This is a genomic window from Sinorhizobium garamanticum (assembly GCF_029892065.1).
Lineage (GTDB): Bacteria > Pseudomonadota > Alphaproteobacteria > Rhizobiales > Rhizobiaceae > Sinorhizobium > Sinorhizobium garamanticum.
Map to the genome: position 1 here is coordinate 261,772 of NZ_CP120374.1, position 24,092 is coordinate 285,863.

17 protein-coding genes and 3 pseudogenes are annotated in these 24,092 nt (G+C 61.6%); 11 read left to right on the top strand and 9 right to left on the bottom strand.

All coding sequences use genetic code 11. The features are described 5' to 3' along the window. Positions 1-96 precede the first annotated feature (96 nt). On the top strand, positions 97-1,614 hold the full coding sequence (locus PZN02_RS21205) for a sulfatase (RefSeq protein WP_280663324.1): 1,518 nt from the start codon (positions 97-99) through the stop codon (positions 1,612-1,614). A gap of 151 nt (positions 1,615-1,765) precedes the next feature. On the opposite strand, the pseudogene PZN02_RS21210 reads toward PZN02_RS21205, so the two are convergent. The 3 genes and pseudogenes from PZN02_RS21210 to PZN02_RS21220 all read right to left on the bottom strand — a co-directional run. Further along, positions 1,766-1,947, bottom strand: a pseudogene (locus tag PZN02_RS21210) (ISNCY family transposase); the annotation flags it as partial. A 126-nt stretch (positions 1,948-2,073) separates the two neighbouring features. Next, positions 2,074-3,075: an IS30 family transposase gene (locus tag PZN02_RS21215; RefSeq protein WP_013851102.1), complete on the bottom strand. Its 1,002-nt coding sequence runs from the start codon at positions 3,073-3,075 to the stop codon at positions 2,074-2,076. Positions 3,076-3,251: 176 nt separating this feature from the next. Next, a pseudogene (locus tag PZN02_RS21220) lies at positions 3,252-3,443 on the bottom strand (MBL fold metallo-hydrolase); the annotation flags it as partial. Between the two features lie 244 nt (positions 3,444-3,687). Here PZN02_RS21220 and PZN02_RS21225 point away from each other — a divergent pair. The 7 genes and pseudogenes from PZN02_RS21225 to PZN02_RS21255 all read left to right on the top strand — a co-directional run bounded on the left by PZN02_RS21225 (position 3,688) and on the right by PZN02_RS21255 (position 13,349). Beyond that, positions 3,688-4,956: a RhtX/FptX family siderophore transporter gene (locus PZN02_RS21225; protein WP_280662649.1), complete on the top strand. Its 1,269-nt coding sequence runs from the start codon at positions 3,688-3,690 to the stop codon at positions 4,954-4,956. A 3-nt stretch (positions 4,957-4,959) separates the two neighbouring features. Beyond that, positions 4,960-6,373, top strand: a pseudogene (gene rhbA, locus PZN02_RS21230) (diaminobutyrate--2-oxoglutarate transaminase). Next, positions 6,370-7,866, top strand: a complete 1,497-nt coding sequence (gene rhbB, locus PZN02_RS21235) for an L-2,4-diaminobutyrate decarboxylase (protein WP_280662651.1) — start codon at positions 6,370-6,372, stop codon at positions 7,864-7,866. Before rhbA ends, rhbB begins: the two are co-directional and overlap by 4 nt. Next, positions 7,853-9,610 carry a rhizobactin siderophore biosynthesis protein RhbC gene (gene rhbC / locus PZN02_RS21240; RefSeq protein ID WP_280662652.1) on the top strand — a complete coding sequence of 586 codons (1,758 nt, stop codon included), beginning with the start codon at positions 7,853-7,855 and terminating at the stop codon, positions 9,608-9,610. Before rhbB ends, rhbC begins: the two co-directional genes overlap by 14 nt. Continuing rightward, the gene (gene rhbD, locus PZN02_RS21245; RefSeq protein ID WP_280662653.1) at positions 9,603-10,193 is read left to right on the top strand and encodes a rhizobactin siderophore biosynthesis protein RhbD; all 591 of its coding nucleotides are present in this window, start codon (positions 9,603-9,605) and stop codon (positions 10,191-10,193) included. Before rhbC ends, rhbD begins: the two co-directional genes overlap by 8 nt. 2 nt (positions 10,194-10,195) lie before the next feature. Beyond that, positions 10,196-11,560, top strand: coding sequence for a rhizobactin siderophore biosynthesis protein RhbE (gene rhbE, locus PZN02_RS21250; RefSeq protein ID WP_280662654.1), 1,365 nt, complete (start codon positions 10,196-10,198; stop codon positions 11,558-11,560). Continuing rightward, a complete protein-coding gene (locus tag PZN02_RS21255) occupies positions 11,544-13,349 on the top strand; it encodes an IucA/IucC family protein (RefSeq protein WP_280662655.1) in 1,806 nt (601 codons plus the stop codon). Before rhbE ends, PZN02_RS21255 begins: the two co-directional genes overlap by 17 nt. 76 nt (positions 13,350-13,425) lie before the next feature. On the opposite strand, the gene rhrA is transcribed toward PZN02_RS21255, so the two are convergent. Beyond that, on the bottom strand, positions 13,426-14,373 hold the full coding sequence (rhrA, locus tag PZN02_RS21260) for a rhizobactin biosynthesis transcriptional regulator RhrA (protein ID WP_280662656.1): 948 nt from the start codon (positions 14,371-14,373) through the stop codon (positions 13,426-13,428). Between the two features lie 162 nt (positions 14,374-14,535). Here rhrA and rhtA point away from each other — a divergent pair, with 162 nt between their 5' ends. From rhtA to PZN02_RS21275, 3 genes are all read left to right on the top strand, one after another. Beyond that, positions 14,536-16,770 carry a TonB-dependent siderophore receptor RhtA gene (rhtA, locus tag PZN02_RS21265; protein ID WP_280662657.1) on the top strand — a complete coding sequence of 745 codons (2,235 nt, stop codon included), beginning with the start codon at positions 14,536-14,538 and terminating at the stop codon, positions 16,768-16,770. Between the two features lie 143 nt (positions 16,771-16,913). Then, the gene (locus PZN02_RS21270; protein ID WP_280662658.1) at positions 16,914-17,882 is read left to right on the top strand and encodes a GNAT family N-acetyltransferase; all 969 of its coding nucleotides are present in this window, start codon (positions 16,914-16,916) and stop codon (positions 17,880-17,882) included. Then, positions 17,879-18,928 carry a siderophore-interacting protein gene (locus PZN02_RS21275; protein WP_280662659.1) on the top strand — a complete coding sequence of 350 codons (1,050 nt, stop codon included), beginning with the start codon at positions 17,879-17,881 and terminating at the stop codon, positions 18,926-18,928. The genes PZN02_RS21270 and PZN02_RS21275 overlap by 4 nt, the downstream gene beginning before the upstream one ends. Positions 18,929-19,190: 262 nt before the next feature. Here PZN02_RS21275 and rfbB read toward each other — a convergent pair whose 3' ends face one another. Genes rfbB through PZN02_RS21300 form a run of 5 tightly spaced genes read right to left on the bottom strand, consistent with a single transcriptional unit; the run spans position 19,191 to position 24,054 of the window. After that, on the bottom strand, positions 19,191-20,261 hold the full coding sequence (rfbB, locus tag PZN02_RS21280; RefSeq protein ID WP_280662660.1) for a dTDP-glucose 4,6-dehydratase: 1,071 nt from the start codon (positions 20,259-20,261) through the stop codon (positions 19,191-19,193). Positions 20,262-20,271: 10 nt separating this feature from the next. Continuing rightward, positions 20,272-20,835, bottom strand: coding sequence for a dTDP-4-dehydrorhamnose 3,5-epimerase (rfbC, locus tag PZN02_RS21285; RefSeq protein ID WP_280662661.1), 564 nt, complete (start codon positions 20,833-20,835; stop codon positions 20,272-20,274). Beyond that, positions 20,828-21,709, bottom strand: coding sequence for a glucose-1-phosphate thymidylyltransferase RfbA (gene rfbA / locus PZN02_RS21290; RefSeq protein WP_280662662.1), 882 nt, complete (start codon positions 21,707-21,709; stop codon positions 20,828-20,830). The genes rfbC and rfbA overlap by 8 nt, the downstream gene beginning before the upstream one ends. Positions 21,710-21,761: 52 nt before the next feature. After that, positions 21,762-22,895: a glycoside hydrolase gene (locus PZN02_RS21295; RefSeq protein WP_425336335.1), complete on the bottom strand. Its 1,134-nt coding sequence runs from the start codon at positions 22,893-22,895 to the stop codon at positions 21,762-21,764. Continuing rightward, entirely contained in the window at positions 22,882-24,054 is a 1,173-nt protein-coding gene (locus PZN02_RS21300; RefSeq protein WP_280662664.1) for a polysaccharide pyruvyl transferase family protein, read from the bottom strand. The genes PZN02_RS21295 and PZN02_RS21300 overlap by 14 nt, the downstream gene beginning before the upstream one ends. Positions 24,055-24,092 lie beyond the last annotated feature (38 nt).

The following is a 24,092-nucleotide window of genomic DNA, read 5'->3' on the forward strand; positions in this document are numbered from 1 at the left end:
GGCGAAATGGAAGCCGCGCGCCTGCGTCTGCTTCTGGTCGAAGCGCTCAAACGACAAGCTGCAATGCAGCTCTGAATGAGGGACAGCGGAAACACGATGAAGGCCGTCTTCGTACTCTTTGACTCGCTCAACCGCCACGTGCTCGCCCCATACGGGGGACAGCGGGTACCGACGCCTAATTTTTCCCGACTGGCCGAGCGCACCGCAACGTTCGAGCGCCACTATGTCGGCAGCCTGCCCTGCATGCCGGCGCGTCGCGACCTGCAGACCGGGCGCCTCAGCTTTCTCCACAGGAGCTGGGGGCCGCTTGAGCCGTTCGACAATTCCTTTCCCGAGCTTTTGCGCAAGGCCGGCTCATACAGCCACCTCGTCACCGACCACTTCCACTATTTCGAGGACGGTGGCGCCACTTATCACACCCGGTACGACAGCTACGAGTTCATTCGCGGGCAGGAGGGCGACCCCTGGAAAGCGATGGTGCAGCCACCCTGGGAGCGCCTGCGCCAGATGTATCATGAGCGGCAATTCAGCCAGTCGGCACGCGACAAGTTTCGCCGCAACATCGTCAACCGCGAGTTCATCAAGGACGAGAGCGAGTTCCCGTCGGTGCGCTGCTTCGCCGCCGGACTGGAGTTCCTCGAGCGGAACCGGACCGCGGACAATTGGCTTCTTCAGATCGAGACGTTCGACCCGCATGAACCCTTTACCGCGCCGGAGCGGTTTCGCGAGGCATTCACGACGGGTTGGAACGGTCCGGTTCGAGACTGGCCGCGCTACGGCCGCGTCGACGAGCTTCCCGAAGAGTGCGAGGAACTGCGCGCCAACTACTACGCCCTCGTTGCGCTTTGCGATTTCCTCATCGGGCAGCTTCTCGATTATTTCGATCAGCACGACCTTTGGAGCGACACCGCACTTGTTGTCACCACCGATCACGGCTTTCTTCTCGGCGAGCACGATTTCTGGGCGAAGAACCGGATGAACATGTACGAGGAGATCGTGCACATCCCGCTCTTCCTCTACGAGCCGTGCCGGCCGGGCAGCGCCGGCGTCCGCCGGTCGGCTCTGACCCAGACCATCGATCTCGCGCCGACCTTCCTCGATCTGTTCAACACGCCGGCCGTTGCCGAGATGGAGGGGCATTCGCTCCTGCCGCTGCTCGACGCCGATCGCTCGCTGCGGGCGGGCGCACTGTTCGGCTATTTCGGCGGTGCGATTAATGTGACGGACGGACGCTACACCTATCATCGCTTCCCGCCCGATCCTCGCTCCCAGGAGCTTTATCAATACACGCTGATGCCGACGCACATCTGGGAGCCGTTCACGCCGGAGGAACTGGCCGGAGCCACGCTCGCACAACCGTTGCCGTTCACGAAGGGAGCGCCGGTCCTCAAGATACCGGTGATCGAGCGGTCGCCGATGTTCGACAACTACGGTCCCGGCGCGCTCCTTGAGAGTGAAACCCGGCTCTTCGATCTGGCTGATGATCCAGGACAGAATACGCCGCTTGTCTCCCCGGAGATCGAGGAGGCAATGACCCGTCTCATGCAGGATCTGATGCGCGGCAATAATGCTCCGCCAGAAGCCTACGCGCGTGTTGGGATCGAGGCTGAGTAATGCAACCCCGCTAGTTAGATCTGCCGTTTGTCCATCGATTGACCAATTCGGCGTCGTCAGAGCGACGATCATGTTTCGTACTTCGACGGTCGCACGATGCATCAGAGCGGACTTCGCGCGGCGAGTGGTGGCGCCTCGCGTAGTTGGAGGCCGACGGTCGGCCGCGCGCCTTGTGCCGGATCGCCGCGGCGCCATGCTGCTCGAAGACATCGAGCACCGGCGCACCTGGCGCGTGCTTAGCGCGAGACGTGGGCTGCAGACACGATCGTCGACGACCGCCGACAAAATCTCGATCCGCTGCAGATCGCGCTCGCTCATCGCAATCAGTCCCATCCGCAATCTCCGGCGTCATTGAAAACGCGGGGAGCGTGACATTCTTACTTTGCAGGATCAGGACACTCTAACTTTGCGGTGGAGAATCTAATCCAAGTGCAACAATGACGAGTGGAGGGTAGGGGATTACCCGCAATCGCGCAAATGGGCCATGAAGACCTCGGCGGGCGTGCGGTAACCAAGGCACTTCCTGGGCAGTGAATTGAGATGGTGGGCGAGGGCGACCAGTTGCGGCTGGCTGACGGCGGACAGGTCCGTATCGCTCGGCACAAAGCGACGGATGCGCTTGTTGGTGTTCTCGACCGCGCCTTTCTGCCACGGTGAATTCGGATCGCAAAACCAGCTCCTGGCGCCGAGTCCATCTTCCAAAGCCTTGAAACCGCGAAACTCGGTACCACGGTCGAAGGTGAAGCTCTGCCGGGCAAAGGCGGGTAGCGGTGAGAAGGCATCGATGATCTTGTCGATGAGCGGACGAGAGTGACGGCTGCCATTCTTGATCATCACCGTGTAGCGGCTCTTGCGCTCGACCAGCGAGGTGACATTGGCTTCACCAAGGTCGCGCCGGAAGATCAGGAGATCACCCTCCCAGTGGCCGAACTGAGAGCGATCGGCAATGAAATCAGGGCGTTGGCTGATCCTGCAGTCCAACGGGATCGAGCCGTCACGGGGTTTGCGGGAGCGGCGTGGGCGGCGCTTACGACGGCCTTCCGGCAGATGCTGATAGAGCTCCAGCGCATAATCTTCCTTGCTATAGATGAAGCGATAGATCGTCTCGGTGCAGACGCGGACGGCGCTCACACCATCGGCAAGCAGACGGCCGGCGATCTGCTCCGGCGACCAAAGTGCCTTCAGCTGCTCGATGACCAGTTCGCGTAATTGCGCGTGGCGGCTGAGCTTGCGCAGCCGTCGCCGACGCTCCTTCGAGATGTCGTTGGCGATACCGCTGTAATAGCCGCTGTATTCCGGAAACTCGGCATCATGAAAGGTATTGCGCTTCAGTTCACGATAGATCGTCGATCGATGCCGACCGAGTTGGCGGGCGATCTCAGCAATCGGCACCTTGCGTTCGAGAAGCTGATGCACGCGTCGGCGATCGGGAAGGGTGAGCTGCAAATAGCACTGCGACATCCAAAAATCTCCAGGGCGAAGCCTTTGTTTTTATTGGCATGTCGCACTTGGAAATAGAATGTACCCGGCTACATACAATTATCGCATAAGCTTAATTATGGAACTCAACCACACAGCCTCGAATTCACCGAATCCTGCGAAATCAACGCTTTGGAGCCGCATGCTAACGTCGGATGTTACGCTTCTTCAGCGGACGGCATTGTGACGTCGAACTCGAGACGCATCATATCGTAGGCCGGCCCGACGTGATCCGGCGTTTCGTTCTGCAGCGTTTCATAGTCCAACGGCACGTGCATGTGCGTCAGCACGGCACGCTTTGGCTGAAGCCTTGCGATCCAGCCGAGCGACTGCACCAACGACAGATGGCTTGCCGATTTGGCGACCCTGGTTCGCTGCATTACCCTGGCAACCTCCCTCCATAGGCCCTTGTGGCGACTTGCGTTGTTGCCTCTCCCAGGAGCTCGTTCGCAATTGTCTTAATCAGGTTCGCTCGTATCCAAGCCTTTCGCTGTTTGGCCCATTAAACATGAGAAAAATACTCCTGTTTATAGGGCACGCGAGGCGGCGGCAATCACTGGTGCTCGGCACTGCGGAGCAAGGAACCTAACGACCATGACAGTTATGCAGGCTTCTTCACGGGTCCGCGAGGAGAAGGCAGCGCAAGGCGCTGGAAGGCTCTATGCGGTTTTGGGCGGGCTCTACCTCGCCCAGGGGATCCCGACTTATCTCCTGCTCGTGGCCTTACCGCCTCTTATGCGCGAGAGCGGCGCATCGCGTACCGCGATCGGCCTGTTCTCGCTGCTGATGCTGCCGCTCGTGTTGAAATTCGCCGTCGCGCCTCTCGTCGATCGCTGGGCGCCTTGGCCGAGGCTCGGCCACCGGCGCGGCTGGGTGGTCTCGACGCAGCTTCTCGTCAGTGCCGGCATTGCGTCGATGGCCCTGGTCGAGCCCAGCCAGGCCGGCGTGCTCTTCGCGGTCGGCATCTGCATCACGCTTTTGTCCTCGGTTCAGGACATCGCCACCGACGGTTATGCGGTGCGGCACCTCAGCGGCGGGACGCGGCCGATCGGCAATGCGGTGCAGGCAGGCTCCGTCGCGCTCGGCGTCATCATCGGCGGCACGCTGACGCTGGTCCTCTTCCACAAGATCGGTTGGCGGCCGACGATCCTGCTGGTCGCAGGCCTGTCGCTGCTGCCACTGATCGCGGCGATTTGGATGCACGACAAGGTCAAGCCCGGCGCGGATGCACCTCCACGCACTCGACCAAGCCTTCTTGTCTTTTTCCGGCGGCCGAACGCCTGGATCATTCTCGCCTTCGCCCTCACCTACAGGGCGAGCGAAGGCCTCGTGCGTGGCATGGAAGGCCCCTTTCTCGTCGACAGCAAGGTGCCGATCGACTGGATCGGCTACCTTTCCGGAGGTGCGGCCGCGACGGCAGGGCTTCTCGGTGCAGCGATCGCTGCGCTGATCATCCGCAAGGCGGGATTGACCGCGACGCTCATCCTGCTCGGCGGACTTCGTAGCCTTTGCTTCCTCGCCTTCGCGTTGAATGCATTCGGCGTGTGGCCGGGTGTGGCCATCGCCATGTCGGCGTCCGCCTTCCAGACCCTGATCCGCTACATGGAACTGGTCGCGATCTATTCCTTCTTCATGGCGTCCTCTTCCGACGATCAGCCCGGTACGGATTTCACAATCCTCAGCTGCGCCGAACTGGTCGTCTACCTGCTTGGCACGGCGATCGCAGGCTACATTGCCGACCAGTTCGGCTACGCAGCGCTCTTTTCCTCGGCGACCGCTATTTCGGTCCTCGGCATCGGCGCGTCGGTCTGGATGCTGGAAAGGATCAAGGCATGTCCCAAGCCTATACCGGCAGGCGTCTGACCCCTGCCGCAGGCTTCACCGGAATTATTTGACCGGCAAATCTCGAACGGAGTTGATCATCATGGATGCTTCCGCACGCGCCAGCAATGCCTTCTATCTCGACCGGCAGGCGAGACGAGAGTCGAATGCCCGCAGCTATCCGCGTCGCTTTCCCATTGCGCTGAAATCGGCCTTCGGCTCTACGGTCACCGATGTCGATGGCAGAACCTATCTCGATTGCCTTGCGGGGGCCGGCACGCTGGCGCTCGGCCATAACCACCCGGAAGTGATCGAGACGCTGCAGGAGGTGCTCCGTTCCGGCCTTCCGCTCCACACGCTCGACCTGACGACGCCCGTGAAGGACCGGTTCGTTGCCGACATATTCGAAACTCTCCCGGCAGGGCTCCGCGAGGAGGCCAGGATCCAGTTTTGCTCGCCGAGCGGCACGGATGCCGTCGAGGCCGCCATCAAGCTTGCCAAGACTGCGACCGGCCGCACCGACATCGTCTCGTTCCGGGGCGCCTATCACGGCATGTCGCAGGGCTCGCTTTCGCTCATGGGCTCGCTCGCGCCGAAGGCGCATGTCGGCCAGCTCGTGCCGGGCGTCCACTTCTTCCCTTATCCCTATGCCTATCGTTGCCCATTCGGCCGCGGCGGCGAGGAAACGGCAAATCTTGCCGCCGAATATTTCGAGCGGGCGCTGCGGGATCCCGAAGGCGGAATCAACCTTCCGGCGGCCGTCATTCTTGAAGCCGTGCAGGGCGAAGGCGGCGTCATTCCGGCTCCGGCCGAATGGTTGCGCGCGGTCCGCCGCGTGACGCGCGATCTCGGCATCCCGCTCATCCTCGACGAAGTGCAGAGCGGCGTCGGGCGCACCGGCAGTTTCTATGCTTTCCAGAAAGCCGGCATCGTTCCCGATATGATCGTGCTCTCCAAGGCGATCGGCGGCGGCCTTCCGCTCGCGGTCGTGGTCTATCGCGAGGGTCTCGACCTCTGGAAGCCGGGAGCCCATGCGGGCACTTTCCGCGGCAATCAGCTTGCCATGGCAGCCGGATCCAAGACGCTGGAGGTCATCGCGCGCGACGGGCTCGTCGAGCGCGCGGCGATCGCCGGGCGGAGGCTGCGCGCCAATCTCGAGCGGCTCGCGGCACACACACCTCATATCGGCGAGGTCCGTGGCGAAGGCCTGATGCTCGGCATCGAAATCGTCGATCCGGATGGCCGGCCGGATGCGTTGGGCCATCCGCCGCATGGGCCGGAAATCGCCCGGATAATCCAGAACGACGTGTTCCGTTCCGGGGTCATCCTCGAAACCGGCGGCCGCTACGGCAGCGTGCTGCGCCTCTTGCCGCCGCTTACCATTTCCGACGCCGAGATCGAACAGGTTTCCGACATCCTTGCCGTCGCATTCGAGCGCCTTGGACGCAAGGCCGCATGAACATGAACGTTGCTGTACTCAAGGCCGCGCCGGCCGCCGCGCCGGCCACCGAGCCGGACTACGCGGACCAGATACTTGGGCCGAGCACAGCGTCGCGCCGGGCGTTTCGCGACGCGATGCTTCTGGCCGTCGACATGGTCGCCGACGGAAGCGCAGCAAGCGGCTCCTACTCGGGTACCACAGTGCAGGGCCTCAGCGGTCTTCTCGATGATCTAGACCCGCTCCCGGAGGTCGGGACCGGTATCGCCGCGGCACTTGCCGACATCGGCAGACCGGCACTCGATCATGCGCTGGCGGTCGGTCATCCGGCGGCTATGGCACATCTTCATTGCCCGGTTGCCGTGCCGGCATTGGCCGCCGAAGTGCTGATCTCGGCCACCAACCAATCGCTCGATTCGTGGGATCAGTCGCCGTTCGCGACGCTCGTCGAGGAGCGGGTGCTCGCGCAACTCACGAAACTTGCAGGACTGCCTCCCTCGGCAAGCGGCAGTTTTACCAGTGGCGGCAGCCAATCGAACATGACGGCCCTGTATCTGGCCGCCGCGCGGTTCGGCGCGCAAGCGCGAAGGTCCGGTGTCATCTTCACATCGGAACAGTCCCATTTCAGCATCCGCAAGAGCGCCGCCATCCTTGGCTTCGCCGATGATGCGGTCATCGCCATTGCAACGGATGCCGAGGGCCGAATGTCGGTTTCGGCGCTGGAAGCCGGGCTGCAGCGGGTCCTTAGTGAAGGTGGCGTGGCGGTGGCTGTCGTTGCGACGGCGGGAACGACTGACCTCGGCGCCATCGATCCGCTTGCCGAGATCGCTGATCTCGCCGCCGCGCATGATCTCTGGATGCATGTGGATGCCGCCTATGGCGGCGGGCTTCTCTTCTCCCGCCATCGCGGCCGCCTTGCGGGACTCGAGCGCGCCCATTCGATCGCGCTCGATTTTCACAAGATGCTGTTTCAGCCGATCAGCTGCGGCGCGCTTCTCCTTGCCGACGGCGCGCATTTCGCGCCGCTTGCCAGCAAGGCCGACTACCTCAATCCGGAAGATGCCGTCTTTGCCGATGCGCCCAATCTCGTCGAGCGTTCGATGCAGACGACGCGCCGGGCTGATGCACTGAAAGTGCTTATGACTATGCGCTCGATCGGCCGAGACGGCCTCGACGCATTGATCTGCCAGACACTGGAAAACACCCGTGCTGCGGCGGAGGCAGTGGAGGCGCGCGACTATCTGCGTCTCGCCCGGCCGCCATCACTCTCGACCGTTCTGTTCCGCTACGTCCCGGCCGGCGGGCCGGATCTCGCCGACGAAATCACGCTGAAGACGCGCGCGGCGCTTTTTCACGCCGGCATCGCTGCCCTTGCGACGACCGTTCTCGACGGCCGCGTCCACTTCAAGCTCACGCTGCTCAATCCGCGTTCAACCCCCGATGTCGTTCATCGCGTCCTTGATGCGATTGGCGAAACGGCCCGCGAACTGGAGACCCATCATGCACGCGCATAACGCCGCAACGCTCACCCTGCGCTCCCTTCTTAACTGCGTGGCACGCGAATATCCTGATCGCGTTCGCTGGGCGGACGAGCCCGGACGATCGCACTTCGCGCTGACGTTCCCGGAGGATAGTGGCACCCTCGATCTGCCGGTCCTTTATCGTTCGCCGACGGGCCATCACCTGTTCGGCGAGCCGGTGACGATCACCGACAAAAAGGGACCGCAGACGATAGGCATCGTGGAAGCGATCACCGCCGTCGTCAGGCGGCTGGAACCGTCCGCCGCGGCAAAGGAAGGCCGGGCCGACCTGTTTAAACGTACACATTCGAGCCGTCTTCTGATCGAAGCGGCGCTCGATGCACGCGAGGCGGACCTTGCCGGTCTCGCCGGTGAGGAGGTCTCCTTCATCGCGGCGGAACAGGGGCTGATTGCCGGGCATGGCATTCACCCGTGCCCGAAGAGTCGGGAGGGAATGACGGAAGCGCAATCCCGCCGTTATTCGCCAGAATTCGCAGCCGGATTTCCGTTGCGCTGGTTCGCCGTGGAACGCAGCTTCTTCCACACCGGGCACTCCGAAGGCTCGCCTTCGGCCGAAGAGTGGTTGAAGGAAGCGATGGGGCGCGACCTCGATGCGCTCAGAGCACGTTTGCCCGAGGGTGAATTCGCATTGCTGCCGGTGCATCCATGGCAGGCGGACCAGATGCTGAAGGACCCCGCCGTGGCGGCTCTGGTAACCGACGGCCGTCTGATCGATTGCGGCGAGGCCGGCAAACCGTGGTTCCCGACATCGTCCGTGCGCACGCTCTACCGTCCCGATGCGCCCTTCATGCTGAAGGTTTCGCTGGGCGTCGGCATCACCAATTCCGTCCGCGTCAACCTTGCCCGCGAACTGCTTCGCGGCGACGACATGTACCGCTTCCGCCGCCATCGGCTGTGGCAGGATTTCTCGCGCACCTATCCGGGACTGACGCTCGTGCCGGACCCTGCCTATATGGGAGTCAAGGTCGACGGCACCGTGATCGACGGCCTTTCCGTATCGATGCGCGAGAATCCCTTCACCGGCGCGGATGCTAGTCGAAATGTGTCGCTGCTCGCGGCGCTCTGCGAGCATCTGCCGGGCCGCGGCAGCCGGCTCGGGGCGCTGATCCGCAACCGGGCGGGGCTGGAAGGACGTCCTCTCGATGCCGTTGCGCGGGACTGGTTCGAGCGGTTTCTGACAGTCTTCGCCCGGCCGATCTTCGCCCTTTATCTGCGCCACGGCATCGCCATGGAGGCCCACCAGCAGAACATCCTGATCGAGATCGAGGACGGTTATCCGGTCGGCATATTCTATCGCGACAATCAGGGCTTCTTCCATCATGAGCGTGCGCACAAGGCGCTCATCGAGGCACTTCCGGGTCTCGGTGAAGCAAGCGAATCCGTCTTTGGTGAGGAGCCGGTGGATGAGCGCCTGCTCTACTACGCCTTCATCAACTCGGTCCTCGGCATGGTCGGCGCGCTTGGGCGCGAAGGGCTCGTCAGCGAAACGATCCTCCTTGCCATGCTGCGGAGTGAGTTGCTCCGGCTCGAGGCGCTGGAAGGCGCGAACTCCCGCCTCGTGCGCAAGATGTTGGCACCAACGCTGCAGTGCAAGGCGAACCTCAAGACCCGGCTTGCGCGGATGGACGAGCTCGTCGGCCCGCTCGAAACGCAATCGGTCTATCTCGAAATCAATAATCCCCTGCTTGAGACCGAAAAGGCCTTGGTCGATGCTTGAGCACCGCGTGCCGGACAGCTCCTTTGCCTATTCGCGCTTCGATCCGGATATTGGCCGGACCATCAGCTTCCGACTGCTGGAGAAGGAGCGCGATCTCAACCTCCTGTGGCGGTGGATGAACCAGGCGCATGTAGTGCCGCAATGGAAAATGGCGAAGCCGATCGAGGATATTGCCGCCTACATCGATCTCAATCTCGCCGATCCGCATCAAGATCCGTATATCGGCCTCATCGACGGGATCCCGATGAGCTATTGGGAAGCCTATTGGGCGAAGGACGATATTCTTGGCCGGCATTATCCGGCCGAGGACAAGGACCGGGGCTGGCACATGCTGGTCGGCGAACCCGCCTTTTTCGGCCGCGGCATCGCGCCCGCGGTCATCCGCGCCTTCACCCGCTTCCTCTTTCTCGACGATCCTAAGACCTGCAAGGTCGTCGGCGAACCGAGCGTCGAGGCTCGGCGCCTGCTTCGCTATGCACCGGTTTGCGGCTTCGAGGACCAGGGCGACATCGATCTTCCCGACAAGCGCGCCAAACTGATGTTTTGCCACCGGGAACGCTTCATCCAACAATTCGGACTATGATCATGACGGATTTCGATCTGGCAGGGATCGGCATCGGGCCGTTCAATCTCGGCCTCGCCGCCCTTCTCTCTTCTCACAAGAATCTCTCGAGCGTCTTTTTCGAGCGCAAGCCGGCATTTCGCTGGCATGAGGGGCTCATTCTTCCGGGAACGACGCTGCAGGTCCCCTTCCTGGCCGACCTCGTCACCATGGCGGATCCGACGCACTCCTTGAGCTTCCTCAATTATCTCGCGAAGCACGACCGCCTCTACAAGTTCTACTTCTACGAAAACTTCATGATCCCGCGGCAGGAATACGATCACTATTGCCGCTGGGCTTCGCAGCAGCTTCCCGCGTGCCGCTTCGGAGAGGACGTGGTCGACGTCACCCACGAGGCAGCGTCGGACAGCTTCGTAGTCGAAAGCCAGTCCGCCTCGGGCGCAAGGCAGCGCTATCGAAGCCGTAACATCGCAATCGGTGTCGGCACGGCGCCTTTCCTGCCGCAATGGGCGCGGACCAAGACGACGGCACCGCTCCTGCATTCGAGCGAATTCGGCAAGCGGCGCATGGAACTTTCGAAACGCCGCCGCATAACCGTTGTCGGCTCCGGGCAAAGTGCCGCCGAGTGCGTCCTTGCGCTCTATAACGATCTGACGCCCGAGATGGTCGCGGCTGGCGCTTCCATCCAGTGGATCACCCGCTCGGCCGGGTTCTTCCCGATGGAGTATTCAAAGCTCGGGCTCGAATATTTCACGCCCGACTACATGCGCCATTTCCATCAGATCACGCCAGCGAAGCGCCGCGAAATCGTCGCAAGCCAGGGCCTGCTCTATAAGGGCATCAGCTTTTCGACCATCGGTGAGATCTTCGATCTTCTCTATCAACGCTCGGTCGGAGGGCGCGATCCCGGCCTCTCGCTTTTTTCCAATTGCGAGGTCGAGACGCTGGAGAGCGCAGGACCGTCAGGGGCATTCCGCATCGGCATCAGCCATAACCATCTGGGTGAGAAGGCAACCGTCGAGACGGATGCGATCGTCGCCGCGACCGGCTACCGGCATTGCTGGCCGGAATGGCTCGACAATCTCAAGGGCGGCGTCCTTGATACCTGCGAGCGGGGCGACCTGATCGTCGGCGAGGATTTCCGCGCCCGCCGCAGCGATGGCGGTAAAGCCAATGTCTTCGTCCAGAACGCCGAAACCTTTCATCACGGGGTCGGCGCCCCGGATCTCGGCCTTGGCGCCTTCCGCAACGCCGCCATCGTCAACCAGCTTCTGGGCCGCGAACACTACCGGGTCAGCGCGCCGGCGTCCTTCCAGACCTTTGGCCTGCCTCCCGGCCAGAACAGCCCGTCCTCGATTTCAGGAGATTTCTATGCCCATGCGTCATGATCCGCTTCTTCCCGGCGCCTTTTCCAGGGAGCTTTGGCAACAGGTCTCCAGACGTCTTCTGGCAAAGGTCATCGAGGAGTTCGCCTACGAACGCGTCTTCGACGTTGCGCAGGAAAGGCCGGGCCACTATCGCATCGACATCGGCGAGGCTGCCTATCGCTTCAAAGCCAAGCGCTATGTGTTCGACAACCTCTCGGTCGAGCCCGAAAGCATCGTGAAGAAGGATGGTGATGCCGACATTCCCCTCGATGATCCGCTTGCCTTTTGCACGGAGGTGCTTCCGAAACTCGGCGTCAAGCCAATGACGGCGGCGCATTTCATCAAGGAACTTGGCAACACGCTCGTCGCCGATGCGCATATCGCCGCACGGGCATCGAAGACCGGCGCGGAGCTTGCGGAACTCGACGACATTCGCATGGAAGGCGAGACGACCGGCCATCCCTGGGTCACTGTGAGCAAGGGGCGCATCGGCCTCGGCTATTCCGATTACCTTGCCTTCACGCCGGAAAACCGGACGCCGACCGAAGTGGTTTGGCTCGCGGTCAGCAGGGAACGCGCCGCCTTCGTCGCGGAAGAGACGCTGACGAACGAGGAACTCGTCCGCGAGGCCGTCGGCGCGATGCGCTACGATCAGTTTTGCGCAACGCTCTCCGAGCGAGGCGGCTCCACAGGGACGCATTACATGATGCCGGTGCACCCCTGGCAGTGGGACCATATGATCGTGCCGCATTTCGCCGCCGATATCGCCGCCGGACACATCATGCTGCTGGGCAAGGGTGATGATCTCTACCTCCCGCAGCAATCGGTGCGCACCCTGTCGAATATCTCCCACCCAGAGAAATCGACCCTGAAACTGTGCATGACCATTTTGAACACGGCCGTCTACCGAGGCATTCCCGGAAAGCGGGCGCTGACGGCCGCACCGTTGACGACGTGGCTCGACCGACTGCTTGCCAACGACCGGTTCCTCTCCGAGGAATGCGGTCTCGTCCTGCTCGGCGAGCGCGCCGGAATGCACTACGTCCATCCGCAATTCTCCCGGATCGAGGGCGCACCCTATCAGTTCAACGAAATGCTCGGTTGCCTGTGGCGGGACAGCCTCGCCGAGCATCTCAAGCCGGGCGAAACCGGTATCCCGCTTGCGGGACTCCTGCACGCCGGCGCGGACGGTAAACCGGTGGTTCAGGCACTGGCGGAGAAGGCAGGCATCACCGTATCCGACTGGATGGCGCGTTTCTTCGACGTCGTCATTCCGCCCGTCTACCACCTTCTCGCCAAGCATGGCCTCGCCTTTTCGGCGCACGGCCAGAATGCAACGCTCGTCCTGAAGGACGGACGCCCGGAGCGCCTGGCGCTGCGCGATTTCATCGACGACGTCATCGTCTGCGATCAGGATTTTCCCGAAACCGCCAGCATGCCTGAGGAGGTCCGGGCCGTCCTCCTGTGCCTGCCTGCCGACTTCCTGATCCACTTCATCCAGACGACGCTCTTCATTTGCGTCTTCCGCTACATGTCGGTCTTGCTCGACCAGCGCTCCGGCGTCTCCGAAAGCGCCTTCTGGGCCTTGGCGCGCGACACCGTGCTCAGATACCAGAAACGTTTCCCCGAAATGGCGTCGCGCTTCGCAACGTTTGATCTCTTCGGCGACGAATATCCGCGCCTTTGCCTGAACCGGGTTCGCCTTTTCACGCACGGCTATGCCGACGACGACGAACGCCCCGTCCCGGATTTTCAGGGCATGGTGGACAATCCGCTGGTCGCTTTCGACAAGCGCAGCAACGCGGCGTAATCGCGCCCGAAGTTGCCGAAGAGATCCAAAGGGCCGCCTTTGCGGGGCGGCCCTTTGGATTGATACCCCCTTGTCGTTAGGCGGCCGCCGAAGCGAGCCGGCGCAGATCGGATGGGCGCACGCCATAGCGGCTTCTGAAGGTGCGATTGAAATAGGAAAGGTCGTTGAAGCCGACATTGTAGGCGATCTGGCTGATCGAGCAGGAACTGCCTTCCGCCAATATGAGGCCCTTCGCGAGCGCAAGCCGCCGTCCGAGCAAATAGCGGGAGAAAGTCGTTCCCTCCCGGCTGAAGAATTTCTGGATTGCCCGCGGCGTGATTCCCTCGGCGCCGGCCACATCGGTAATCGAGAAGGAGCCGTTCGCGAGGTTCTGTTCGATCAGCTTCTTGATGGAGGCCATGCGATTCTGCGGCGTCTCTCGCGGCGCCCTGTTGCCAACATGCTGCGCGAGCACCGGCAGCAAATCGTAGAAATGAGCGACCATCATGCCGGCATGCTCCTCGCTCTGATATTCCTGTCGCAAAAGGTAGCCGGCGTAATTCGTCAGCAGCTGCAACGGCAAGCATTCAGCTGCAAGCGGTTGCATCATCAGCGGCCTCAAAAGTGCACGCACCGAGGCAACGGCGTAGGCGGGAAGGTGCGCGCAGTCGAAGCGCCCGCCTTCTGGCAGTGTGAATTCGCATGATGCGTCCGCGGGAAGAAAGAGGACATCTCCCCTCGCCGCCTCCACCTTCTTGCGTCGATGATGGACGATGAGCGGGCCGTCCATCGCGCGCATGATTACAATACCGGCATCCCTGATCCCGTTTGCCGCCATCCGAAGCGGCGTTTTGGGGAAATAGACCGTGGCGAGCGAAAGTGAGACGTATCTCCAGAATAATCCAGTGACGCCGGCCAAATCGCCCTCTTCCGTGGCAATCGTCGACTCCCCGAGCATATCGACAAGAATGCTCCTGCAAACGAGCCTGCTTTCGCGATCTGTCAGAGAAAGCGTCCCGAATTTCAGCGGTCGGATTATCTCCATGTCGTGAGCCAGCCTTTCCTGTTGACGTTCGCATCCGTCCAAATGAGGTTCGCCATTATCCAAGCGGCGAACACCCATAGCCCATAAAACATGACTTAAATAGTCTTGTATTTGCAGATTGTCCGCTGTGGCGGCATTGGTTGTCTGCGCGCAGGGGGCGTTATGGATAAGAATGAAAATGGCGGCGTTGGCCTTTGTGTCTTCGCCGTGGCGATGGCTGTCGGCACGAGTGCGGTTGCCCAGGAGGCGGGTCAACCCGACGCTGCGACCAACTTGGAAGCGATCGTCGTGACGGGCAGTCGATCCGCGCAGCAGATTTCGGAAATCCCCAGGACCATCTACGTCGTCGAGTCGGATGAGATCCAGGCCGAGGCACGGTCTGGCAAGACGCTGCAGCAGATTCTCGGTGAAAACATCCCGAGCTTCGATCCCGCGAGCGAGGGCGCGCGCACATCCTTCGGACAGAACCTGCGCGGAAGGCCACCGCTGATCCTCATCGACGGTGTCTCGATGAATTCGGCGCGTTCGCTCAGCCGCCAGTTCGATGCGATCGATCCCTTCAATATCGAGCGTGTCGAAGTCCTGTCAGGGGCGACCGCGATCTACGGCGGCAACGCCACCGGCGGCATCATCAACATCATTACGAAGAAGGGCAAGGACGCAGAACCCGGGCTTCATGCGGAAGTCGTGGGCGGCATGGGCAGCGGCTTTGCGGGCAGCCAGGATTTCGACCGCAATGCGGCGGGCGCCGTCACCTATAACAGCGACAATTGGGACGCCCGCTTCTCGATCGCTGGCAACAAGACCGGCGCCTTCTATGACGGCAGCGGCACTATGCTGATCCCCGACATCACGCAGACCTCGACTGCCTTCAATGAGCGCATCGACGTGATGGGTTCGATCGGTTACCAGATTGACGACGGGCGCCGCCTTGAATTCTCCGGGCAATATTTCGACAGCAAGCAGGAGTCGGATTACGGGCTTTATTACGGGCCTAGTCTTACAGCGCTCCGCGATCCAAGCCTGTTTGAAACCCGTGAGGGATATGAGTCCGACTTCAATCCGCAAACCCGCCGTTCGATGCTGAACGTCACCTATACTGATGACGACGTTTTCGGGCAGCAACTGTTGCTACAAGGCGCTTACAGAAACGAGAAAATTCATTTCCATCCCTTCCCTACGGTTACGAACGAAACCGGCCTTTATTTCTTCGGTAGCTCGCAAGACACCAACTATTACAGCGTCAGGGCCGCCCTGATCGCGGAACCCACCGACCAATTGAAGATAACCTACGGTATCGATGCCGATCGGGATTCCTTCAAGTCGCGTCAGAACATCTTCGACCTTGATACGGCCGCGACCAGCGGCGGTCTCGATTTCGATACGATCGGCGTCACCGGTCTTTATCCGTCCATTGATGTCTCGACCATTGCCGGGTTTGCCGAGGCCTCCTACGAGGCGACCGACAGGCTGACGCTGAATGGCGGCGTCCGTTACCAGTTCGTCAACACCGAGGTGTCCGATTTCGTCGGCGTGGCGCAACAGGTCGCCATCCTGCAAGGCGATGCAACCTCCGCCGATGCCATACCCGGCGGCGAAGTCGATTACGACGCCTTTTTGTTCAGTGCCGGCGCGACCTACCAATTGACGAATACGCAGCAGGTCTACGCCAACTTCAGCCAGGGCTTCGAGCTGCCGGATCCGGCCAAATATTATGGCTTTGGCAGCTACACCTTGTCCGGCGGCCACTATACGCTTGGCAACAGTGTGAACGTCGGCGATTCCGCCCTGGAGGCCATCAAGACCAACTCATTCGAAATCGGCTATCGTTTTGACGACGGCACCTACAATCTTGAGACTGCGGCCTACTATTCTCTTTCCGATCGCTCGATCAATCTCGATCGCACCACGCTCGCGGTCGAGGTCGTTGATCAGGAGAGACGCGTCTACGGCATCGAAGGAAAGGCGGGCGTAAAGCTCGACCATGGCTTCGATGTGGGAGTCCTGGGCCATTGGGTAAGAACGGAGGTCAAGGGCGACGACGGCTGGGAAAAGGACTCGGTCGGTAGCGCGAGCGTCTCCAAGCTCGGCGGCTATGTCGGCTGGACCAATGACGCCCTCAGCCTGAAATTTTCCGGCCAGCATGTCTTCGAGCTCACCGACGCCGATGACTTCACGATCGATGACTACACGCTGTTCGATCTGACCGGTGGCTACACCTTCGCGAATACGGACACGACGCTGAATTTCGGCATCCACAACGTCTTTGACACAGATTACACGACGATCTGGGGTTCGCGCGCCAAAGCCCTTTATGGCGGATTGGCCGACGAATCGATATTCGACTACAAGGGCCGCGGACGAACATTTGCAATCTCGCTGACGAAAGTCTTTTGATGGACCAATTTCGTCCAGGTCTGCGGAGTGTTCCTGCGGAAACGCCGGGCGAGCCCCGAAACGCTCGCCTTCGAGACGGCGTTTTTCGATCCTTCGAGCTCCACCAGTGCGGGCCAGTCGACGTGTTCGAGGCCGGATCCATCTTGGCGGTCTCGGCCGCCATGAATGACGAGGCGACCTTCGATCTTGTGGACGGGGCACTCAGAATTGCTGACCTCCGTGCGGACGCTACCGAAGGCTCAAGGCTCGCCTGCTCCGCATTCGAGTACCTGTTCGCGACGAAACGAGACTTGGTCTCGGTGACGCTTAAGGGAGACGGCTGGCAAGTCCTCTTGCCGACGTTGAGGCGGAAAGGCCTTCTGGTAGAGGGCAACAGTGCCTCTGCGCAGCCATCGGTGTTCGCGGAGATGTTCTGGCAGACGCCGGAGATCTGGATGGCCTCGCCGTCTTTTGCCCACCCAAGACGCGACGTCTTCGACGGAAAGAGCGAGCATCCGCTACGGCCGCCAAAGCCCGCCGGCTGCGTCTATGCCCGGTTCATCCCGTGGCTTTCCGGGACGCTTTCGTTCCACGTCGCGACACTCGACGACGTGCCCGACGTTCATCGCTGGATGAACGATCCGAGAGTCGACGAGTTTTGGAATGAAGCGGGAAGCGAAGCAGCCCATAGACGCTATCTCGAGCGCATGCTCGCGGATCCGCACGTCATACCGCTGATCGGCCGCTTCAACGAACAGGCGTTCTCTTATTTCGAGATTTACTGGGCGAAAGAGGATTTGATCGGCCCCTTCTGCGGCGCCAGCGACTATGACCGAGGCTGCCACGTCATCGTCGGCGAGGGAGCCTTCCGCGGAAAGCCCTGGTTCACGGCCTGGCTACCCTCCCTTTTGCACCTGATGTTTCTCGACGACCCGCGGACCGAGCGGATCGTGCAGGAGCCGAGCGCGGCCCACCACCGCCAACTGCGCAACCTGCAACGCTCGGGATTTGCTCACATACGAAGCGTCGACCTCCCGACAAAGCGAGCGGCGATCATGTCGATCTCCAGGCAGCACTTCTTCTCGAACCGCCTATGGCACCCAAGCGTCGCCCCGGACGAGGCAAGTTCATGAGAGAGCTCCCTCACAGGCTGCAGGCAAAAATCGTCGCGGAAAGGCCCGAGCACCTCTTCGAACGCCTGCACGCCCACCTGCTCGAACACGATGTCGATGCTCGCTTATCCGGCGACAGCTTGTTCGTCGATCTGCCCGCGGTCTCAGGCACGTTGAGGTTGATAGATGGTGGCATCGAGGTGGATGTTGCCGCCACCGATCTTGAGAGCTTGTATTTCGCCAAGGTCTGGCTCCAGGACGCCGTTGCAGAGGAACGGGCCTTCGGAACAATTCGCATCGTTTGGAGCGAAGACTGTCTTCAGCGTCATCTGCCGCCCAGCTTCGCCGTTCTGACGGTGGACGACATCGTCGATATTACACCCAGGATGAGGCGGATCCGTTTTAGGACAGCCAACGCCCGATCCTTCGAGACGTTGGACGACATGCATTTGCGAATCCTCTTCAATTTCCAGGAGCTTGCCGAGCAGCACGCGTCACGCGGAAGCCGACGGGGATCGTCACCATCTGATGTGACGCCGATCTGGCGGGCCTACACAGTCCGTTTTGTCGAGCCCGAAAATCACATAATTGCCGTCGATTTCGTACTGCACAACGCGGAAGGTCCCGGTTCCCGATGGGCCATGCGGGCAAGGCGCGGTGACGTCGTCGGTGCGGCGGGACCGAGTGGAGGGGGATGCGGCGACGCGGTATGGTATCTCCTTGCCGGAGACGAAACTGCTCTGCCGGCAATTTCGCGAATTCTGGAGTCCCTTGATGAGCGTGCGACCGCGACCGTGGTGATCGAGGTTGGCAGCCCGACGGATACGATCCCCTTCACGAGCCGAGCGGCCGTCGAAACCAGATGGCTTTACCGGGAGAATCACGACGGCGACTGTCGAGGCCTGGCGCGCGTCATTGCCAGCATGGATTTTCCGGACGCTTCCCGGAAGAGATTTGTCTGGATAGCAAGCGAAAGCGAGACGGCAAAGGCTGTTCGGGCAACTCTTCGCGACCGAGGATTCACGAAAGAGGAGCAATCGGTCGCCGCATACTGGCACGCCACGTGAGCTACGGGGCCGCATCCCTCGGAACCGCGTCAACGGCTGCATGCCCTTTTGATACCGCCTCGAGCCATCTGTCGTCGCGCGCCTGCATATCCCGGCTGCCCCGTCGCCGAACCAGGCGCCTTTAACCCGGTCAGGATCGTTTCCGTGCGGGCCAAATCAAGATGCGGTCTCCCGACCGTGACGGCCTCAACATCCGGTCGTCCACACGCCCGTTCGACGAGGCACTGCACCAGTTGCCCTTTGCAACCCGTCACCACAATTCTCACGCAACGCTCCGATGGCGTCCGCCGAGGCGTGCGCCGGCGTAGCGCTCGCGCCGGATTGGTTCCCACCACCAACTGTTGGCGAGATACCAATCGACCGTCTCGCTCAAACCCTCCTCGAAACCCCGCTTCGGCCTCCAGCCAAGTTCACGCTCGATCTTCGTGGGATCGATCGCATAACGACGGTCGTGACCCGGCCGGTCGGCGACAAGGGTGATAAGATCGCGATAGCTTTCGCCGCCCTTGCGCGGCAGGCGGCTGTCGAGCAGATCGCAGATGCTTTCCATCACCGACAGGTTGTTGCGAGCGGCCCGGGCGCCGATGTTGTAGCTCTCTCCTGGCCTTCCCTCCCTCATTACAAGCTCCAGCGCGCGCGCATGGTCCTCGACATGGAGCCAGTCGCGGATGTTCGCTCCCGACCCGTAGAGCGGCAGCGGCTTTTCCTCCATCGCATTGATGATCGTCAGGGGGATCAGCTTCTCGGGAAAATGAAACGGCCCGTAATTGTTGGAAGAGTTTGAGAGCACCACCGGCAGCCCGTACGTCTGATGCCAGGCACGAACGAAATGATCCGCCGCCGCCTTCGAGGCCGCATAGGGCGACGAAGGCGCGTAGCGCGTCTCTTCGACAAAAACGCCCCCGGAGAAAGGGAGATCCCCGAACACCTCGTCGGTGGAGATATGATGAAAGCGGAACCGGTCGCGCGCTGTGGGGCCGAGCTCAGACCAGTAGGCGAGCGCCGCGGAAAGCAGACGGACCGTGCCGAGAACATTCGTTTCCGCAAATGCGCCGGGTCCGTCGATCGATCGATCGACGTGGCTCTCGGCCGCCAGATGCATGACAGCGTCGACGCGCTCGAGGCGCATGATGTCCAGCAGCGATTGCTCGTTGCGGACATCCGCCCGGTAGAAAACATAGCTCGGGTGATTGTCCACCGCTCGCAAGGACTGGAGATTGCCGGCATAGGTGAGCTTGTCGACATTGACGACCCGCTCGGCGCCATTGGCAACCAGATGCCGGCAGACCGCGGAACCGATGAAGCCGGCGCCACCTGTTATGAGAACACGCATGGCTGCCCCCTCACCGGCCAAAATCGAAGAGGTCGGCATCGGCCAGCAGCGGTGCGTCCCGATCCTTCGCGGATAGTCGCAAACGATCAGGGGCCACGGGCCACCTTATCCCGATTTGCGGATCGTCGAAGCGGATCGCGCGTTCGTGCTCTGCGGAATAGTGCTCGCTCACCTTGTAAAGGACCTCCGTCTCCGGTTCGAGTGTGATCAGGCCGTGAGCGAACCCCACGGGCACCAGGATCTGGTTCCATCTTTCGGCCGAGAGTTCGACCGCGACCCACTGCGCGAACGTCGGCGATCCCTTGCGGATATCGACGACCACGTCGAACGCCCTCCCCCGAACGACCCGCACGAGCTTGGCTTGGGCCTGCGGCGGAAGCTGGTAGTGCAGACCGCGCAACGTGCCCGTCATTGCGGAATAGGAGTGGTTGTCCTGCACGAAGGCCAGCGGGATGCCATGCGCCAGCAACGTCTCGGCATTGTAGGTCTCCGAGAAAAACCCCCGCTCGTCGCTGAACTTGCGCGGTACGATTTCCAGGACGCCGTCGAGGGCGAGGCGCTTGATCTCAGCCATCGGCAAGCTCCCTGATGCGTCGCTGGAGGTAGTTCGCGTACTCGTTCTTGCCGAGCAAGGCGGCGCGCTGGAGCACCTGTTCGGCCGAGACGTAACCGAGCTCGAAAGCAATCTCTTCAGGGCACATGATCTTCACGCCCTGGCGATGCTCGATCGTACGCACGAAGGAAGCGGCATCGTGCAGGCTGTCATGGGTGCCGGTATCGAGCCACGCGTAGCCCCGGCCCAGGCGGCAGACATGAAGGTCCCCCCGGTCGAGATAGGCGCGATTGACGTCGGTTATTTCCAGCTCGCCGCGAGCGGACGGTCTGATCGAGGCCGCGACGTCGAGCACGCTGTTCTCGTAGAAGTAGAGGCCCGTTACGGCCCAGCTCGAGTTCGGCTGTTGCGGCTTTTCTTCGATGATCTCGGCGCGCCCGTTGTGGCTATTGAAGCTCACGACACCGTAACGCTCGGGGTCGTCCACGCGATAGGCGAAGATCGTGGCACCGCTTTTGCGGGCCGCGGCCTCGCGGCAGAGCTCAGGAAGGCCCGCGCCGTAGAAGATATTGTCCCCGAGGATCAGCGCGACCGGACTGTCCCCGACAAATTCCCGACCGATGATGAAGGCTTCCGCGAGGCCGTTCGGCTCGGACTGCTCCGCATAGGAGATCGACAGGCCGAGTTGACTTCCGTCGCCAAGCAGCTCTTCGAACAGCGGCCTGTCCCTCGGCACGGTGATCACCAGAATGTCGCGAATTCCCGCGAGCATGAGCGTGCCGAGCGGGTAATAGATCATCGGCTTGTCGTGGACCGGGAGCAATTGCTTCGAGACCGAGATCGTCACCGGGTAGAGCCTCGTTCCCCTGCCGCCTGCAAGAATGATGCCCTTCATGCGGTGTCTCCCAACGCCGTCGAACTCGGTTTGCGGCTGGTGAACGTTCCTGTCATCTCGCCCGCGCCCCTTCGATTTCGGCCGGTCGGATCGCGGCCGCACCGGCGGGGCTCAACTTGCCGCAGCGCCAGAGGCTGTAAGACGGTTGCGTGTCCCAATCGTAGTAATACGCCGCTGCCAGTCGGCCCTCCTTCATCAGTTCGCCGAAGGCTGCGCGCATGGCGCGCACCGCCCCCTCCCGCGCCCGATCATCGACGGGACAGGAACGAGCGGGATTGGCGATACCCCATTCCGTCACCCAGCATGGTTTGCCCTGACCATATGCCCGGCAGAAATCGAGAAGGCCGTTCACACGGGTTGCCAGCGCTCCCGCCGCTTTCCGGCCCGGATAGATGTGGATCCCATAGGCATCGATGAAGCTGTCGGCGCCCCGATGGTGAAGAGCCGCGACAAACTCGCGCGGATCGAGCCGTTCCACGCCGCGCTTGTCGGCCTCCTCGGCGCTCATGTCGGAAAACCCGGCGGAAACGACGGTTGCGTTGCGGCTGTGCACCGTGGCGCGCACTTCGTCGCGGCTGATCTCGAGAACGCGGACGTAATTGTCCAGACCCCGCTCGAACGCCAGCCGGTCCTTGAGATCGGCGATGCTGCGTGGCGTCGGAGCACCCGGTTTCGGATAGACGGCAAGGTCACCGTTGTAGCCGGCATGGTTGATCTCGTTCCCGGGCTCGATAGCCTCCAGGCGAATGCCCAGCGCGTCGATGCGTTGGAGCGCCTCGCGCAAACCCTTGCGATACCGACCGAGATCGAGATCGGAGAGCCGATAGATGTCCCATATGCGTCCGAAGCCTGTCCGCGGGCGGGCGCTCTCCCGGTAGTAGCTCTTGTTCCCAAGCTGGATTTCGAGAAGGATCCTGAGACCGAGCCCGCTGGCGATGGCCAGCGCCTCGATGCTCTGGTCCACGGGTCGCGACAAGGAGAGGCGCACGTCGGTCGCTCCACTCGCGGCGATGTCCTTGAGTATCCTTTCCTGCTCACTGCGGGACAGCCATCCGAGGTTTACGCGGTTTATCCCGACGCGAGCAGATGGGGCGTCATCGGCATAGGCAGGCTGGAGTGCAAGCCATCCGCTCAAGGCGGCTGCTGCCAACTGCGCCGCCCCCTTCCCCAGCCTAGAGGCCGACATGGGCGAGGGCAGTGCGGAAGTTGGCCTCACAAGCCGAATACCGGTCGATAACGGCCTGCGAGTCGATCTTGGAAAGGAAATTCGCCAGATAGGTTTTCCGGTCCGTCTCGCGGTTCCAGATCGCGGCCTCCATATAGGGGAAGCCGATGAACTCCAGCATCTCCCGCATGCGATCGTCAACCGCGATCATAAGCGAGGGCACGCCGGCCTGCATGCCGATGATGCAGCCATGGAACCGGCGGCCGAAGCAGAGGTCGCGGGAACTGACCCAGCTTCGCCACTGGTTGGTGTCGAAGAAGACAAGCAGCTCGTGCTTCCTCTGCCACTTCTCGGAATGCTTGTATTCGGCCTGCCCGGTGATGCGTCCGCTTGCCCGGTCGTAAACGGCAACGTCGTCCTCACCGGGCAGGGAGAGGTTGTAGGCAACCACTTCGTCCTGGACGACGTAGCTTGCAACGCTGTCGTGTTTCAGGAGCGCATGCGCATCGACGATGGTATCGGCGACGCTGCCGAGGTAGCCGCCGAAGGCGATCTTCTGGGCCGTCGCCAGCTCCGGGTTGGCGAGAGCGGTGAGCGAGCGCTTCATCTCGTTCGGAGCAAAGAAAAGCGACGGGCAGCCCGTGGGCCTCACGGACTTCATGCCTTGCTCCCTGAGGAACTCGGCGGTGAAATAACCGCGGGTCAGGAAGAAGCTCTCTTTCTTTCTAAGCACTTCCAGGAATTTGAGCGTGCCGGCCGGCAGATTTTCCTTGAGCCCCTCTCTGCGCTGAATGCCGATCCCCATCACCACCACGGGCATCTTCAGCTTGTCGAAGACCTCCGCCTCGAGATCCGCAGAGTAACCGGGCCGCAAGAGATTGGCCGAGGCGAAGACACAGATGTCGAACTCCTCGTTGAAGCGCTCGTAGACCTCGTCGGAGTTGCGGCTGTTGGCGAGATGCCAGAACGGCACATAGGTGACGTCATGTCCACGCAAAGCGCTGGCCGCGCCTTCGCCGATCAGATAGTTGCCGGTATTGGCGATTCTCCGCACCTGGTCGATGAGGTCCTTCTTTGTCCTGACTTCATCGAAATAGGGCCTGTGGCGGACCTCCGACCCGGATACGCCCGCTACGGTGCGCTGCAGATATGACGGGATTCCTGTAAGCAAGATACGCATCGAAACACCTGATTTCTTGAGTCCGGGACCGCGCCCAC

What these genes read in the sequence shown, in the direction of transcription:
- PZN02_RS21255 (WP_280662655.1), top strand. Translation starts at nt 11,544, where the DNA reads ATGCCCATGCGTCATGATCCGCTTCTTCCCGGCGCCTTTTCCAGGGAG.
- rfbB (WP_280662660.1), bottom strand. Translation starts at nt 20,261, where the DNA reads ATGCGTGTTCTCATAACAGGTGGCGCCGGCTTCATCGGTTCCGCGGTC.
- rhbB (WP_280662651.1), top strand. Translation starts at nt 6,370, where the DNA reads ATGAACATGAACGTTGCTGTACTCAAGGCCGCGCCGGCCGCCGCGCCG.
- rfbA (WP_280662662.1), bottom strand. Translation starts at nt 21,709, where the DNA reads ATGAAGGGCATCATTCTTGCAGGCGGCAGGGGAACGAGGCTCTACCCG.
- PZN02_RS21300 (WP_280662664.1), bottom strand. Translation starts at nt 24,054, where the DNA reads ATGCGTATCTTGCTTACAGGAATCCCGTCATATCTGCAGCGCACCGTA.
- rfbC (WP_280662661.1), bottom strand. Translation starts at nt 20,835, where the DNA reads ATGGCTGAGATCAAGCGCCTCGCCCTCGACGGCGTCCTGGAAATCGTA.
- PZN02_RS21295 (WP_425336335.1), bottom strand. Translation starts at nt 22,895, where the DNA reads ATGTCGGCCTCTAGGCTGGGGAAGGGGGCGGCGCAGTTGGCAGCAGCC.
- rhbC (WP_280662652.1), top strand. Translation starts at nt 7,853, where the DNA reads ATGCACGCGCATAACGCCGCAACGCTCACCCTGCGCTCCCTTCTTAAC.
- PZN02_RS21205 (WP_280663324.1), top strand. Translation starts at nt 97, where the DNA reads ATGAAGGCCGTCTTCGTACTCTTTGACTCGCTCAACCGCCACGTGCTC.
- PZN02_RS21225 (WP_280662649.1), top strand. Translation starts at nt 3,688, where the DNA reads ATGACAGTTATGCAGGCTTCTTCACGGGTCCGCGAGGAGAAGGCAGCG.
- rhrA (WP_280662656.1), bottom strand. Translation starts at nt 14,373, where the DNA reads ATGGAGATAATCCGACCGCTGAAATTCGGGACGCTTTCTCTGACAGAT.
- rhbE (WP_280662654.1), top strand. Translation starts at nt 10,196, where the DNA reads ATGACGGATTTCGATCTGGCAGGGATCGGCATCGGGCCGTTCAATCTC.
- PZN02_RS21215 (WP_013851102.1), bottom strand. Translation starts at nt 3,075, where the DNA reads ATGTCGCAGTGCTATTTGCAGCTCACCCTTCCCGATCGCCGACGCGTG.
- PZN02_RS21275 (WP_280662659.1), top strand. Translation starts at nt 17,879, where the DNA reads ATGAGAGAGCTCCCTCACAGGCTGCAGGCAAAAATCGTCGCGGAAAGG.
- rhbD (WP_280662653.1), top strand. Translation starts at nt 9,603, where the DNA reads ATGCTTGAGCACCGCGTGCCGGACAGCTCCTTTGCCTATTCGCGCTTC.
- rhtA (WP_280662657.1), top strand. Translation starts at nt 14,536, where the DNA reads ATGGATAAGAATGAAAATGGCGGCGTTGGCCTTTGTGTCTTCGCCGTG.